Origin of the sequence: Actinomycetospora chiangmaiensis DSM 45062, from assembly GCF_000379625.1 — a bacterium.
Taxonomy (GTDB): Bacteria; Actinomycetota; Actinomycetes; order Mycobacteriales; family Pseudonocardiaceae; genus Actinomycetospora; species Actinomycetospora chiangmaiensis.
On sequence record NZ_KB903244.1, the window covers coordinates 350,973 to 365,719 of the forward strand.

Consider the following 14,747-nt stretch of genomic DNA (forward strand, 5'->3'; position numbering starts at 1 on the left):
AAGCGACGTGGAGGTGGAGACGACCGTGGAGGCCGTGTTGTTCGACATGGACGGCACCCTCGTCGACTCCGACGCCGTCGTCGAGCGGATCTGGCGTGCCTGGGCCCGCGCGCACGACGTCGACGAGGACCTCGTCCTCACGACGATGCCCGGGCGGCCGGCCGCCGACACCGTGCGCGAGCTGCGCCCCGACCTCGACGCCGAGGAACAGGGGCGCGCGCAGCTCGCGAAGGAGTACGTCGACCTCGACGGGGTCGTCGCCGCGCCCGGCGCGCACGACCTGCTCGCCGCGCTCGACCGCACGGGAGTCCCGTGGGCCGTCGTCACCAGCGCCGACGCGCGCCTCGCCGGGCTCCGGCTCGGCGCCGCGGGCATCACGGCCCCGCTGCTCGTCACCCGCGACCTCCTCACCCACGGCAAGCCCCACCCCGAGGGCTACCTCCGGGCCGCCGAGGAGCTCGGCGTGGACCCGACCCGCTGCCTCGTCGTCGAGGACTCCGCCACCGGCGCCGCCGCCGGGAAGGCCGCCGGCGCGCGGGTCGCCGGACTCAAGGGGATCGACGCGGATCTCCCGATCACCAGCCTCACCGACCTGTTGGAGCTGACGCGATGAGCGCCGTCCTCGAGACCGCACCGCAGACCCGGCGGTTCAGCCCGCGCCGGGTGCCGACCGGCGTGAGCCTCGCCGCGCTGAGCCTCGGCGGACTCGCCATCGGCACGACCGAGTTCGCGAGCATGGGCGTCCTGCCCGGCTTCGCCGCCGACCTCGGGGTCTCCGTCCCGACGGCGGGGGTGGCCATCAGCGCCTACGCCCTCGGCGTCGTCGTCGGCGCCCCGCTGATCGCCATCGCCGGCGCCCGGTGGGCCCGCAAGAAGCTGATCCTCGCCCTCGCGACCGCGCTGGTCGTCTTCAATGCCCTGTCCGCGTTGGCGCCGGCGTTCGTGCCGTTCGTCGCGCTGCGCTTCCTCGCCGGGCTGCCGCACGGCGCCTACTTCGGCACGGCCGCGGTGCTGGGGGCCGCGCTGGTCGAACCGGCCCGCCGGGCCCGGGCGCTGGCCGCCGTGATGCTCGGTCTGACGATCGCCAACATCGTCGGCGTGCCCGCGGCGACCTGGCTGGGCGAGACGTTCGGGTGGCGGTCGGCGTACCTCGCGGTCACGGTGATCGCGCTGGTCACCGTCGTCGCGGTGGCGGTCCTCGTGCCGAACGCGGCGTCCGCGCAGGGCGGCAGCGTCCGCGGGGAGCTCACGGCCCTCACCCGCCCGCAGGTGTGGCTCACCCTCGGCGCGATCAGCGCCGGCTTCGGCGGCCTGTTCGCGGTCTACAGCTACATCACCCCGATCCTGACGGTCCAGGCCGGCGTCGCCGCGGGCACCGTCCCGCTGCTGCTCGGTGCGCTCGGCATCGGCATGACCGTCGGCAACGTCGTCGGCGGCCGGCTCGCCGAGCGGGCGCCGCGCGCGACGATCGCGGTCGCGCTCGCGGTGTACACCGTGGTACTGCTGGTCTTCGTGGTCGCGGCGCACCACGCCGTCACCGCGGCGATCGGGCTGTTCCTGCTCGGCTTCGTCGGCCTCTCGGCCGGCCCCGCGCTCATGGGCCGGCTCATGGACTTCGCCGCGGACGGGCCGTCGCTCGCCGCCGCCACGTTCCACTCCGCGTTCAACGTCGCCAACGCCCTCGGCGCCGCACTCGGCGGGGCGGTCCTCGCCGCCGGGCTGGGCTACGACGCGCCGGCCCTCGTCGGGGCGGCCCTGCCGCTGCTCGGGCTGGCCGTGTTCGGGGTGAGCGTCGCGCTCGAGCGGCGGGCCTGAAGCGCTCCGATTACCCCGCCGGACGGACCGTCAGGCGGGGTCATCCGGGTGTCCGGACCACGCGCGCGTCCCCGTCCGCGACCCCCTGATCGTCCGTCGGAGCACTGTTGCTGCTCCGCCCGGGTGGGACCACCCGACGACGGCTCACGCCCCTGCGACCTGCGTCGACACTCTCCGGCCGGGACCACGGGGGCGACACCACGCCCCGACCCGGCGTCGGGAGGGAGCCGGCCGTGAGAGTGGTGACACGCAGGAGCGCGGCTCCCCCGCGGCACCGTCACCGTCGGGTCCGCGGGCGGGGCGCCGGGGTGCTGCTCGCGTTCGTGGTCGCGGTCGCGGCGGTGCTGGGCGTGGCCGGGATCGCGACCCTGTTGATCGTGTCGACCGGCACGGACCCCGGGCCGACCGGCGTCTCCCCGGCCGTCCCCGCCGGCGCCAGCGTGCCGGGTCCCGCGGTCGCGGCGGTGACGACGAGCCTGGCCGCGCCCCCGGGAGGCACGACCGTCCCGGTCCCCGGCGCCGCCCCCGCCGCGCCGGGGGTCCGGCCGGGCGTCCCAGCTCCGGGCGTGGCGGCGCCCGCACCCGCGGCTCCGGGCACGGCGGTCGGCGGCACGGCGGTCGGCGGCACCGCCGGTTCGTCGGGATCGACGGCGGGGACCGGGTCGGGCGCGGGCGGGTCCTCCGGGTCCGGCGGCGGGTCCTCCGGGTCCGGCGGCGGGTCCTCCGGTTCGGCCGGCGGGTCCTCGGGGTCGGGTGGGTCCGGGTCGTCGGGCGGGTCCGGGTCGTCGGGCGGGTCCGGGTCGTCGGGCGGGTCGGGGTCCTCCGGGTCGTCCGGCGGGTCGAAGGGATCGGGCGGCTCCTCGGGCGGCGGGGTCACGGTCTGCGCCAAGATCGTCGCCGGGGTGTGCGTCGGTCTGGGCTGACGCCGAGTGGTCCCCCAGCGCTGCGGCGGGCCCACGGTGACCGCGCTGTGGGACCACTCGGTCAGGCGAGGCGGTCCTCCCACCCGGGCGTCGCCGCGATCGTCCGGGCCGTCGCCGCCGCGCGCTCCCGGTAGGCCGTCCCGACGACGGCCGTGGTCGCCGCCGCGATCGCGTCCGCTCCGTCCGCGGCGTCGACCCGGATCCCGACCTCACCCGCCACGACGCCCGCCGCGTTGACGTGGTGGTCGGCGCCCTGCGGGACCACCACGAGCGGCCGACCGTGGATCACGGCCGCGAGCACCGTCGCCGCTCCCGCGTGGCAGACCACCGCGTCGATCCGCTCGAGCACCGGTCCCAGCGGGCCGAACGGACGGAGCGCGACCCGGTCGGGGCGGGCCACGTCCAGGGTGTCGAGCGTCGGCGGCAGCGCGACCACCGCCCGCGCCCCGCCGGCCGTGACGGCGTCGACCACTCCTGCCAGGGTCGGCCCGTCGAGGAACAGCGTCCCGAGGGTCACGAGGACGACCGGTCCCCCGTAAGCCGGCACCGCGACCGGCACCGACCCGGCGTCGGGAAGGGCCAGCTCGGCGCGCACCGGGGTGAGGGGTCCGGGGGCCTCCCAGCCCGGCGGGCGCAGTGCCGCGGGCCAGGGGTCGAGGCGGCGGTCGGGCGTGGCGAACGGCAGCCCGGTCGCGAGCACCGTCGAACGGATGTCGGCGTCGACGTCCGCCATGCAGACCGGGCCGAGGGAGACCAGCTCGAGGGGGACGTCCCACGCGGCGGCGAGCACGGGCCCGAGGCCGTCGAGGCCCTCGGCGACGACGAGGTCCGCCCGCCAGGAACCGAGGGCCTCCCACGCGGCGTCGAGGGTCGCGGTCACCCGGAGGCCGCCAAAGAAGTGCCCAACGTCGATGGGCAGTCCGTCGGGCCGCTCCGCCTCGGGGCGGGGCAGGGCCAGCAGGTCGTCGAGGTCGGGCCCGGCGACCACGTGCCGCACCCCGGGTGGGAGCAGCGGCGCCGCGCTGGGGGCACTCAGCAGGGCGACGTCGTGGCCCCGGGCCACGAGCGCCACGCCGAGCGGACGCAGGGCGAGGACGTGGGCGACGGCGGGGAAGGACGTGAGGAGCACGCGCACCTGATCATGATCAGGGACGGGTGCCGACGATCAGATCACGCACCGCCGGTCAACGCGGTCACGACGTCGTCGACCGGCACCTCGCGCCGCTCGCCCGACCGGCGCTCGGTCACCTCGACGACCCCGTTCGCGAGACCGCGCCCGACCGTGATCGACGTCGGCATCCCGAGCAGCTCGGCGTCGGCGAACTTGACGCCCGGGGAGGCCTTGCGGTCGTCGAGCAGCACCTCCAGGCCCGCCTCGGCGAGGCCCGCGGCGATCGTCTCGGCGGCCGCGCGCTGGGCGTCGTCCTTGCCGGCGATGACGAGGTGGACGTCGTAGGGCGCCACCTCCCGCGGCCACACGAGGCCCTTGGCGTCGGCGTGCTGCTCGGTGATCGCGGCGACCGCGCGCGAGACGCCGACGCCGTAGGAGCCCATCGTCACCGTGGTGCGCTTGCCGTCGGCGCCGAGCGCCTCGAGCCCCAGCGCCTGCGCGTACTTGCGGCCGAGCTGGAAAATGTGGCCCATCTCGATGCCGCGCGCGGCGACGAGGGTGCCCGCGCCGTCGGGCGACGGGTCGCCTGCACGGACCTCGGCAGCCTCGATGGTGCCGTCGGGGGTGAAGTCGCGGCCGGCGACCAGGTCGAAGACGTGGCGGCCGGGCTCGTCGGCGCCGGTGACCCAGGCGGTCCCGGTGACGATGCGCGGGTCGACCAGGTAGCGGACGCCGTTCTTCTGCAGGCCGACCGGGCCGATGTAGCCCTTGGTCAGGAACCGGTTGCGGGCGAAGTCGGCGTCCTCGAGCAGCGCGACCTCCGCCGGCGACACCGCCGCCTCGAGGCGCTTCATGTCGACCTCGCGGTCGCCGGGCACGCCCACGCCGAGGAGCTGCCACTCGTCGGCCCCGGGCAGCCGGGTCTTCACCATGACGTTCTTCAGCGTGTCGGCCGCGGTGTAGCCGCGGTCCGGGGCGACCTCGCGCGCGACGGCCACCAGCGAGTCGATGGTCGGCGTGTCGGGGGTGTCGTGGACGACCGCCTCGGGCTTGTCCTCGATCGACTGCGCGGGCGGCGGCGGCGTGGTGACGGCCTCGACGTTCGCGGCGTACCCCGACTCCAGGCACCGGACGTAGGTGTCCTCGCCCGCCTCGCACGGCGCGAGGAACTCCTCGGAGGCCGAGCCGCCCATCGCGCCCGACATCGCCGACACGATCTGGATCTCCAGGCCGAGCCGGTCGAACAGCTTCTGATAGGCCAGGCGGTGCGCGGCGTAGGACTCGGCGAGGCCCTCGTCGGTCAGGTCGAACGAGTACGAGTCCTTCATCGTGAACTCGCGGCCGCGCAGGATGCCCGCGCGGGGCCGCTCCTCGTCCCGGTACTTCGTCTGGATCTGGTAGAGCGTCACCGGGAAGTCCCGGTACGACGACGTCTCGCCCTTCACCATCAGCGTGAAGAGCTCCTCGTGGGTCGGCCCGAGGAGGTAGTCGGCCTGCTTGCGGTCCTTGAGCCGGAACAGCGTGTCGCCGTACTCGGTCCAGCGGCCGGTCGCCTCGTAGGGCTCGCGGGGCAGCAGCGCCGGGAAGTGGACCTCCTGCGCGCCGATCGCGTCCATCTCCTCGCGCACGATGCGCTCCACGTTGCGCAGCACGCGCACCCCGAGCGGCAGCCACGAGTAGATACCGGGCGCGACCCGGCGGACGTAGCCCGCGCGCACGAGCAGCTTGTGGCTGGTCACCTCGGCGTCGGCCGGGTCCTCGCGCAGCGTGCGCAGGAACAACTCGGACATGCGGGTGACGCCTCGTGCCATGCGTCGAGCCTACTGACCGGGCCGACGGCTTTTCCGGGGCCTGCCCGGCCCGCGGGGCGGGCCGGACCGCCGCCTACTGGTAGGTGACGAGGTCCGGGGCGGGCTGCAGCGCGAGGGCCTGCTGCGGGGTCAGCGTGGGGGTGTCCTCGTCGATGAACAGCTTGAACCCGAGGTGGAGCTGTTGCGGGCGCTGCAGCTCCCGGTACTTGCCGATCTTGTTGGGCGGCGCGCCGAAACCGTCGATGTGCTGGACGACGGCGAGCTGCGGCGGGGTCTGCAGCCGCTCCGGGTTGCTGATCATGTTCGGCGTGAACTGGTGCAGCACGAAGAGCTTCTGCGGGAGGTTGTTGGTCATCACGAGGTTCGCGAGCCAGGTCGAGACCTGGTTGACCTCGTCGGCGCTGACCGTGCCGATCGTCTTCCCGGGCACCTGGCCGGGCGGCATCCGCCATTCCGGGTCGAGGGCGAGGCCGACGTCGGGCTCGCGGAGCAGGGACTCCCAGGGGCGGACGGCGGTCATGAAGTCCGCGCGCCCGGGCTGGATGTCGATGACCATGACCTGCTGCTTCGCGCGGGCCGCGGCGAGGTACTGGCGGGCCTCGGCCTGGTCGATGTCGCTGTGGTAGGTCCCGTCGGGGCCCGGCGTGCTGTTCGCGATGGAGACGATGAGCTCCATGGCCGGCAGGACGGTCCTGCCGGGCGTCGCGAACGGCGCCGCGGCCGCCTCGAGCTTCGTCGCCGCGTCCGTGGGCGAACCCTCGCCGAGGACGCCGAGGGCGTTGGTCCCGGCGGTGCCGTAGTAGGCCACGACCCGGTGCTGCGGGAAGAACGTCGTGCCCCCGCGCGGGAGCTGCGGCACGGGCGGCGGCGTGGGCGGGGCCGCCGACTCGACCGGCACCCGGATCGCGGGGTCCGTGGCCGCTGCACGGGGTGGCGCCGGTCCGTCGCCGTGGTCGGTGATCAGCGCGACCAGCCCGAGGAACGCCGCGAGCACGAGGGCCGCGAGCACGAACGCGAAGACCACGCGCCGACGACGACGGCGGTCCCGGACGACGCCGGGCCGCGGCTCGCTCGCCGGGCGCGGCTCCTCGACCGGCGAGATCACGTCGGTGCGCTCGGACGGGGTGATCTCGGTGCGCTCGGCGGCCGACTCGGGCGGGGCGGTGGCGGCCGTCGCCGTGGGTGCCGTCGACGTGGCAGCCGTCGACGTACCTGCCGTCGCCGTGGCAGCCGTCGCCGCGGCGGTCGGCTTCCCGGCGGATTTCTCCGTGGTCGTCTTGTCGGCGGTCGTCCTGTCGGCGGCCGGCTCGTCGGTGGTCGGCGCCGCGAGCGCCGCACGGTCGACCGCCGGGGCAGAGGGCGTGGTGGGGGCCTCGGAGGTCGTCGACGTCGATCCGGTCGTCGGAGCGTCCGCGTCGGTCGTGGGCCTCGTGGGTGTCGGGGACGCGGTGCTCGTCGTGGCCCCGGCCGACCGCGGCCCGGACTCCGGCTCGGACCGTGTCGTCGTCCCGCTGCTCGCCGCGGCAGCGAGACCGGCGGCACCCGCCGCGGCGACCCCGACGGCCGCACGGGAGGACCCCTCGCCACTCGACGTCCGGGACCCGGTCGCCGGACGCGCAGAGCCGCGTCGCTCGGTGGGCGCGCGGTCGGTGGCCGCGCGGTCGGTGGCGGCGCGGTCGGTGGCGGCGCGGGCACCCTTCGCGGGGCGCTCGGTCGTCGCGGGGCGCTCGGCGGTGGAGGCGCCGGCTGCCGTCGGGACCGCAGTGCTGGTCTCGTCCCGGGCAGGGGTCTCGTCGCGCGTGGCGGCCTTGTCGCGCGGGGTGGTGTCCGGCCGCGGCGGGGCCTGCTGCGGGGTCGCGCCCTCCGTGTCCCGACGGCGGTAGCGACCGGCGATCGCGCCGGCGACGGCGCCCACACCGGCAGCGGCGGCGCCGAGGACGGCACCGCCGCGCCCGGAACCGCGTCGCGGCGACTCGGTCGGCGTGCCGCCCGTGCGCGGCGCCTCGTCGACCCGGTCGATCACCTCGGTGCCACCGTCGGCGCCGGGCCGGTCCTCATCGCGGACGCGGTCGAGGGTGTCGGTGGCGTGCTCGTCGGCGGCGGTCGGGGACGCGGTCCGCACGGTCCCGGGCTCGGTGGGGGTCGGGCGCTCGGTGCGGGCCTCCCCGGTGGCGGCGACGGTCGTCGCCGTGGCGCCCTTCTCCGTCGCGCCCTTCTCGTCGACGCCCCTCCTCTCGGCCGCGTCCACGGCCTTGCCCGGGGCCTTGACCGCGGGCGCGGCACCCGACGCCGCAGCCGCCGCCCCCGCGGTGGCCGCCGTCGCCTTCGGGGCAGTGGGGCCCGGCCGCGACGGCGTCGAGCCGGACGGGCGGGGTGGCGACGACGTCGCGCGCGCCGACGGCACGGTGTCCCGCGGACGGGGCGTCGACGGCGCGTCGTCCGCGGAGGGGGTCAGCCCCGGGGTGCGCCACGGCGGGGTGCGCGGGGTCATGGTGGGCGCCGGGGAGTCCCCGCTCCCGGCGTCGGTCGGTGGCGCCGGAGGGCCCGCCGGAGCGGGCTTCGGGCCCGACGTCCGGCTGCGCCACAACGATCGCGGCGGAGTGGGTGCCGGCGGGGTGCCGACCGCCGGGCGCGCGTCGGCCCCGGTCCGCTCGGCCGGCGGGACCGCGCGCCCCTGCGGGACGGTGGGCTGCTCGCGGGGTGTCCGCCGCTCGTCGGCGGTGCCCGACGACGTCGGCCCGGACTTGTGCACATCAGGCTCGTCGGAGTCGCCGGCGCTCTTCGGTGACGGAACGGCCGGCGCAGGCGGCGACGTGGCGTCGGACGTCGGGGACCCGCCGTCGTCATCAGGAGTGGGCGCCGGCGCGGCGGACTCCTGGCGGGCCTCCTCGACGGGAGGGGCGGCCCCGCGACGGGCGTCCTTGCCCCGCCGTCGGGCACGCCACGAGGACCGGCTGGCGGACTCGCGCGACCCGTCGTCGGGACCGGGCGTGTTCTCCGGCGAGGTCCGCGGGGCGGGTGGCTCGGCCGGCTCCGTCCCTCCGGTGGGCTTCAGCGTCACCTCTTCGGGTCCGCCCCAGCGCATGACGCCCTCCTCCGCTCCCCCGGCGCGACCGGAGCGTCGACACCCGACGTCACACCGTAGGCAGCGGCGGCCCGTTCCGCGGCACATCCGCCCCGCGTGTCACAGAAGCATCACCGGTCCCGACCCCCGATCAGGTCAGGCCGAGCACCGACAGTGCCACCCGCGCGGCCTCCCCGCCCTCGGTCTCGGCGACGGCGAGTGCAGCGGGGACGTCGAGGTCGTCGAGCAGGGCCCCGACGACGGCGTCGGCGGCCGCGACGCCGTCCACGTGCCGGCCGGCGGCGGAGAAGAGGCGCTCCAGCCGGTCGGCCGCGGCGGTCACGTCGGCCGGGTGGACGTCCCACGCCTGCGCCCAGGGGCGGTCGAGCACGAGCAGCCGGACCGCCGCGGCGGGCCAGGACTCGAGGAGGTCCGACACGAGGACGAGGTTCCCGGCCGACTTCGCCATCTTCGCCCCGTCGACCTGCACCGTCCCGACGTGCAGCCGCGCCCGGGCGAAGGGCCGCACCCCGGTCATCGCCTCGGCCATCGCCCCCATCGCGGTGTGGTGCGGGTGGCGCAGGTCCGCGCCGCCGACGTGCAGGTCGACCGCGGGGCCGAGCGCCGAGAGCGCCATCGCCGCGCACTCCGCGTGCCAGCCGGGGCGGCCGTCGCCCCACGGGCTGGGCCACGCGGCCTCGCCGGGCAGGGCGGGGCGCCAGACCGTCGGGTCGGCCGGGTCCTCGGCGCGGTCCGACGGCGGGACCTGCGAGGACCCGTCGTCGGGAACGGGGGCCGCGAGCCCGACGGCGGCGGCGCGCAGCAGCACCTCCCCGTCGCGCTCGTAGGCGACGCCCCGCTCGAGCAGGCCGGCGGCGAGCCGGACGACGTCGTCGACGTGGTTGTGCGCCCGCGGCTCGTGCGCGGGCGGGCGGACGTTCAGGGCCGCCATGTCGCGGTCGAAGCGGAACTGGCCGACGGCCGCGAAGCTGTCGAAGCGGCTGCCGGCCCGCTCGGCGGCGGCGTCGAGGACGTCGTCGACGTCGGTGACGTTGCGGCAGACCTCGACGGAGACGCCCACGCGGCGGAGCACGCGGGTCGCGACGTCCGCCCAGACGAACGTCGCGGCGTGGCCGAGGTGGGTCGTGTCGTAGGGGGTGATGCCGCAGACGTAGGCGCGGGCGTGCCCGACCGTCGGCAGCGGTTCTCCGGCGAGGGCGAGGCGCGAGGTCGTCACGCCGCCATCCTGCCGGGTCGGGCGACGGACCGAGGGGGTTCGACCCGCCGAGCCCGGTCAGCGCTTCGGGGCCCTCGCGGCACGGCGCCACTGGATCATCCGCCCGAGCCCGGGGATGGCCAGGAGGAGCACGCCGGCGATCGCCGAGAAGAGCATCCAGATGCCGAGCGGCAGCTCGGCCTGGAAGCCGAGGAACTGCACGCGGGCGGGGTCGAGGTTCTGCAGGATGAAGATCAGGAGGAAGACGAGGACGACCGCGCCGAGGATCAGCCCGACCCAGGCGCCGCCGATGCGAGTACGCCCCGGGCCGCGCGGGGTGGCGTGCGTGCGGGTCGGCGCGGCCCCGGCGGTGCCGCCGGGGATGCGCTCGGTCTCGCGTTCTGCGGGCGGGTTGTCCCGGCGGGCGACGGTCGACTGCTCGACGGTGGGCCCGTCGGCCGGGGACGGCGCGGTGAGGTCCGGCAGGCCGGCCGCGTCCTTCTCGCTCATGGCGCCCATCCTGGCGCCTTCGACGCCTCACGGGGAGCCGACACGGCCGCTACTCTGATGTCAGTCTCTGACATGGAGGGTCCGATGAACGACGAGGTGTGGGTCCTGGGGGCGACCGGCCGGACGGGTCGGGCGATCGCGCGGCACCTGGCCGAGCGCGGCGTCCCGCTGACCCTGTGCGGGCGCTCCGCCGCACGGCTCGCCGGCCCGGCCGCCGAGCTGGGTGCCCGGGTCCGCGCCGGCTCCTTCGGCGAGCTGCTCGCGCAGCTGCCCGACGCGGCCCCACCCGTCGTCGTGAATGCCGTCGGTCCCTTCACGACGACGGGTCCTGCCGCGGCCCGGACGTGCCCGCCCGGCACGCACTACGTCGACGTCGCCAACGAGATCCCGGCCTTCGAGGCCCTCTTCGCCCTCGCCGGGGTCGCGGAGCGGGAGGGACGGACGGTGGTCACCGGGGCGGGCTTCGGGGTGCTCGCCGGGGAGTCGGTGGTGCTGCGGCTCGTCGAGGACCGGCCGGCGCCGCAGCGGGTGCGGGTCGCCGTGATGCCGTCGGTCGCGGCGGAGGCCGGCCCGGTGGGCCCCGCGCTGGCCGGGACGATCGTCGGGCAGTTCCCGGAGGGGGGTCGGGCGGTCCGGGGCGGACGCCTCGTCCGGACCGCCCCCGTCGGCGGCACCGAGGTGCTGCACACCCCCGACGGGGAGGCGATCCCGACGACGGTCGCCCCGTTCGGCGAGCTCCTCGCGGCCTGGCGGGCCAGCGGGGCGCCCGAGGTCGAGGCGGCGTCGAGCATGGTGCCGGGCGGGGCGGCGGTGCGGATCGCGATGCCGGCCCTGAGCGCGCTCCTGCGCGTCCCCGGGGCGACGCGGCTCGCGACGGCGGGGCTCGCGCGCGTCCCCGTGCCGGCGGCCGAGCGCCCGCGCCCGCACTCCTGGGCCCACGCGCGGGCGTCATGGCCGGACGGGACGGTGCGCTCCACCTGGCTGCGCCTCGACGACGCGATGGACTTCACCGCCGCCGCGACCGCGGAGACCGCCCGTCGACTCGCCGCCGGCCACGGGCGACCGGGCGCGTTCACGCCCGGGGCGCTGTTCGGGGCCGATCTCGCGGTCGCGGCGGGTGGGACGTTCGTCCCGTCCTGATGGCGGGTCCGTCCGGGGGGACCACCCGCGGCAGATCTCCGGGGCGACGAGACGACAGGAGGACCCGATGGGAGCGTTCGACGTACCGCTCGAGGACGAGCGCACGCAGCTGGAGGCGTTCCTCGAGGACCACCGCGCGGCCGCCGACCGCACCCTCGACGGTCTGACGGAGGAGCAGGCCCGTCGCCGCCTCGTCCCGTCGGCGACGACGTTGCTGGGGCTGCTCAAGCACGTGACGTGGATGCAGCGCGTGTGGTTCGAGGAGTGCGTCGGCGGCACGCCCCGCGGGGAGCTCGGGCTGGTCGGGAGCCCGGACGCGTCGTTCCGGCTCGACGACGCCGACTCGGTCGACGCGGTGATCGCCGCCCACCGCGCGGCGTGCGCGACGGCGCGGGGGATCGTCGCGGACCTGCCCCTCGACACCGTCGTGACCGGCCACCGGAGCGGGCCGCGCACGCTGCGCTGGGTCCTCCTGCAGGTCCTGCGCGAGCTCGCCCAGCACGGCGGGCACGCCGACATCCTCCGCGAGCAGATCCTCGCGGGCTGAGGCGCACAGCCGGCCCTCATCGAGCTCCGAGCCGTGCCCCACCGCCGCCCCGCAGGCTCGTCGGCATGACCGGGAACCGCTTCCGCCTGACCGCCACGCTCGCCGGGATCGCCGCCCTCGGCGGGGCCGGCACCCTCGCGGCGGTCCTCCCGGCCCCCGGAGCCGCCGCCCGTCCCGTGGCGATCACCGAGACCACCGCCGCCGGGAAGCCGGAGGCGAGCCCGACCGGCCCGGACACCCGGACCCGCCGGAGCGCCGACGTGCCCGGCGCCGGACCGTTCCCGCACACGACCGCGCCGATCACGAGCGGCGTCTTCGACCTCTGAGGACGGGTCGTCAGGCGCTCCCCGGGGCGAGCCACCGCTCGAGGGCCCGACGGGCGGCCGCGTCGCGCGCGGCGATCTGCCGGAGGTCCTCGGCGAGCGCCTGCAGCCAGGTCTCCACGTCGACCCGACGGCGGCTGATCACCACCCCGCCGGACACCCGCCGGACCTCCGCGTGCACCCGCTCCCCCTCGGCGCGCAGTTCCAGGTCGCGGCCCTCGCCGTGCACGACGACCGACTCGACGCGGCCCTCGCGCCCCGCCATCCGGTCGCCCAGTCCGCGACGGCGCCCGATCTCCACGGAGCCCGCCGGCATCGCCTCGCCGAGCGACCCGGACAGGATCCGCGCGTAGGACGCCACGTCCAGCCGGTCGGCCCGCAGCGCGGCGGCGAGGACCGAGACGTCCGCGAGCGGCCCCATGCCGCTCGACCCGGCGTCGGGAACGAGGTCACCCATCGGTCAGGGGCAGCACGAGCTGCGGGGTCGCGATGTGGTGGTCCTCGCGCAGCGGGCGCACGGCCGTGCCGATCGCGAAGAACTCGGTGGTGTGCCCGCCCCAGCGGTGTCCGTGGGCGTTCAGCCGGACCCCGACGATGCCCTCGGCGTGCAGCGCCTCCGCCTCGGCCTGCATGCGGCTCATCGCGAGCTCACGGGCGTCGTAGAGCCCCTCGGTGTACTGCGGCAGCTCGACGTTCTGCCCGATGTTCGACATCGCCTTGAACATCCCCTGGTGGGCGATGTGGTAGACGCACGAGCCCATCACCATGCCCAGCGGCGCGTAGCCCGCCTGGATCAGCGTCCAGAAGTCCTGGCCGGAGAGGTCGGAGGTGAAGGGCTGGCGGTGCACGTTGCGCCAGGAGTCCCCGGTCGGCGGCGCGTGGTCCGCCCCGACGGCCGTGCCGACCGCGATGAACTCGGCGAGGTCGTTGCCGAACTCCTTGAACTCGATGTCGAGGCGCACCCCGACGATGCCGTCGGCGCCGAGTGCGTCGGCCTCGGCCTCCATGCGGGTCATCGCGAGCTCCCGCGCGTGGTACATCGCCTGCGAGAGCGTGGTCAGCTCCTGGTTCTTCCCCCACCGGCCCACCTGGAAGCCGACGTGGTAGATGCTCGATCCCAGCACCAGCCCCAGCGGGCGGAACCCGGCCTCGCGCACCAGGAGGAACTCGTTCACCGAGAGATCCGAGGTGAACATGCTGGTCGGCTGGCCGGGTCGCATGTGCTCGAGGCGCCGCATCGCGTCCTGCGGGACACCGGCCTGGGTCGAGACGTCGGTCACGAGAGTCCTCCTCGCGGGCGCAGGGGCATGACGGTCAACGGCGCCGCGACGCGCGGCGCCGAACGCTCCACCGCGACGAGCGCGTCGCCGAAGACGGTGGCCTCGGCGACGTGGTCGCGGTGGTTCTCGGCCGGTTCGACGTGCCACATCCGCACGCCCAGGCTCGACACGATCGCGCCCTGCCCGCCGGCCCCGGCGACCTGCTCGGCGAAACGGTGCCGGGCGTCGGCGCGGACCACGGTGGCGAGCTGGGTGTACCCGGTGACCTCGGTGTTGCCGGCGACCCACGACGCCTGCTGGCGGGTGGCCCAGTCGTCGTGGCGGATGGAGATCGCGATGCCGTAGACGATCTCGGCCGGGAGCCAGCCCGCGGCGAGGAGCTTGGCCACGTCCTGCCCGGCCAGCGAGGTGGTGAACTTCTGGGGAGGTGGGCCGGTGCGCGAGCGGACGGCGGTCCCGAGCGCGACGAACTCGCGACTGCCCTGACCGAGGTGGTCGGCCCTGAGGATCACCCCGACGACGCCGTCGGCGCCGATGGCGGCCGCCTCCAGCCGCATGCGGTGCAGGGCGGTTCCGTAGCCACGCTCGAGCGCCTCCACGTAGGGCCGGAAGGCGGGCATCGGCGCCATCGGTCCGGCGACGCCACCGAGGATGCCGCCCCCGAAGCCGCCGCACCCGCCGTAGCCCGACCAGCCGACGTTCTGCACGATCGAGCCCATCACCTCACCGACCGGCTCGTACTCCGTGGTCGCGAGGCCGGCCGCGGACGGCACGGAGAGCATCGAGGTCCAGGGGCCCCCGGCCGCCGCGCGACGCACCCGCTCGGCCGCCACCGGCGGCAGGCCCCGGCCGTCCCACTGCTCGGACACACCGCCGAAGCTACACCGGTGCGCCGCCACGTCTCCGCAGGTCAGTGGGCGTTTGCAGCGCTCTGCGACCGGTGTCCGGATCGCCCGTCCGGGTCCCGTCGCCCCGATGCCCGAGGAGCGGGCGGGGTGGCCAAGGCG

At 76.4% G+C, this 14,747-nt stretch carries 14 protein-coding genes; 5 read left to right on the top strand and 9 right to left on the bottom strand.

All coding sequences use genetic code 11. The annotated features are described in order from the left end of the window. The first annotated feature begins 7 nt into the window (after nt 1–7). Together A3CO_RS0123535 and A3CO_RS0123540 are read left to right on the top strand one after the other, a co-directional pair. Nucleotides 8–613, top strand: a complete 606-nt coding sequence (locus A3CO_RS0123535; protein ID WP_018334712.1) for an HAD-IA family hydrolase — start codon at nt 8–10, stop codon at nt 611–613. Then, a complete protein-coding gene (locus A3CO_RS0123540; RefSeq protein WP_018334713.1) occupies nt 610–1,815 on the top strand; it encodes an MFS transporter in 1,206 nt (401 codons plus the stop codon). Before A3CO_RS0123535 ends, A3CO_RS0123540 begins: the two co-directional genes overlap by 4 nt. 277 nt (nt 1,816–2,092) lie before the next feature. On the opposite strand, the gene A3CO_RS38425 is transcribed toward A3CO_RS0123540, so the two are convergent. The 6 genes from A3CO_RS38425 to A3CO_RS37230 form a co-directional block, all read right to left on the bottom strand. Beyond that, nucleotides 2,093–2,704: a hypothetical protein gene (locus A3CO_RS38425; protein ID WP_157647809.1), complete on the bottom strand. Its 612-nt coding sequence runs from the start codon at nt 2,702–2,704 to the stop codon at nt 2,093–2,095. A gap of 95 nt (nt 2,705–2,799) precedes the next feature. Continuing rightward, nucleotides 2,800–3,873, bottom strand: a complete 1,074-nt coding sequence (locus A3CO_RS0123550) for a glycosyltransferase (protein ID WP_018334715.1) — start codon at nt 3,871–3,873, stop codon at nt 2,800–2,802. A 35-nt stretch (nt 3,874–3,908) separates the two neighbouring features. Next, nucleotides 3,909–5,660, bottom strand: coding sequence for a proline--tRNA ligase (locus A3CO_RS0123555; protein ID WP_033414852.1), 1,752 nt, complete (start codon nt 5,658–5,660; stop codon nt 3,909–3,911). Nucleotides 5,661–5,733: 73 nt separating this feature from the next. Further along, a complete protein-coding gene (locus A3CO_RS36250; protein ID WP_157647810.1) occupies nt 5,734–8,745 on the bottom strand; it encodes a hypothetical protein in 3,012 nt (1,003 codons plus the stop codon). 130 nt (nt 8,746–8,875) lie between these two features. Beyond that, the gene (locus A3CO_RS0123565; RefSeq protein ID WP_018334718.1) at nt 8,876–9,961 is read right to left on the bottom strand and encodes a class I tRNA ligase family protein; all 1,086 of its coding nucleotides are present in this window, start codon (nt 9,959–9,961) and stop codon (nt 8,876–8,878) included. 57 nt (nt 9,962–10,018) lie between these two features. Beyond that, complete coding sequence (locus A3CO_RS37230) at nt 10,019–10,450, bottom strand: LapA family protein (protein ID WP_018334719.1); 432 nt, start codon at nt 10,448–10,450, stop codon at nt 10,019–10,021. Between the two features lie 84 nt (nt 10,451–10,534). Here A3CO_RS37230 and A3CO_RS0123575 point away from each other — a divergent pair, with 84 nt between their 5' ends. From A3CO_RS0123575 to A3CO_RS0123585, 3 genes are all read left to right on the top strand, one after another. Then, nucleotides 10,535–11,590 carry a saccharopine dehydrogenase family protein gene (locus A3CO_RS0123575; protein ID WP_026204927.1) on the top strand — a complete coding sequence of 352 codons (1,056 nt, stop codon included), beginning with the start codon at nt 10,535–10,537 and terminating at the stop codon, nt 11,588–11,590. Nucleotides 11,591–11,657: 67 nt separating this feature from the next. Next, a complete protein-coding gene (locus A3CO_RS0123580) occupies nt 11,658–12,137 on the top strand; it encodes a DinB family protein (protein ID WP_018334721.1) in 480 nt (159 codons plus the stop codon). 65 nt (nt 12,138–12,202) lie between these two features. Beyond that, nucleotides 12,203–12,463: a hypothetical protein gene (locus A3CO_RS0123585; protein WP_018334722.1), complete on the top strand. Its 261-nt coding sequence runs from the start codon at nt 12,203–12,205 to the stop codon at nt 12,461–12,463. A 10-nt stretch (nt 12,464–12,473) separates the two neighbouring features. Here the strand turns inward: A3CO_RS0123585 and A3CO_RS0123590 are convergent, their stop codons facing one another. Genes A3CO_RS0123590 through A3CO_RS0123600 form a run of 3 tightly spaced genes read right to left on the bottom strand, consistent with a single transcriptional unit; the run spans nt 12,474 to nt 14,609 of the window. Continuing rightward, nucleotides 12,474–12,917 carry a hypothetical protein gene (locus A3CO_RS0123590; RefSeq protein ID WP_018334723.1) on the bottom strand — a complete coding sequence of 148 codons (444 nt, stop codon included), beginning with the start codon at nt 12,915–12,917 and terminating at the stop codon, nt 12,474–12,476. Beyond that, complete coding sequence (locus tag A3CO_RS0123595; protein ID WP_018334724.1) at nt 12,910–13,740, bottom strand: heavy metal-binding domain-containing protein; 831 nt, start codon at nt 13,738–13,740, stop codon at nt 12,910–12,912. Before A3CO_RS0123595 ends, A3CO_RS0123590 begins: the two co-directional genes overlap by 8 nt. Then, entirely contained in the window at nt 13,737–14,609 is an 873-nt protein-coding gene (locus A3CO_RS0123600; protein WP_018334725.1) for a heavy metal-binding domain-containing protein, read from the bottom strand. Before A3CO_RS0123600 ends, A3CO_RS0123595 begins: the two co-directional genes overlap by 4 nt. Nucleotides 14,610–14,747: the final 138 nt, after the last annotated feature.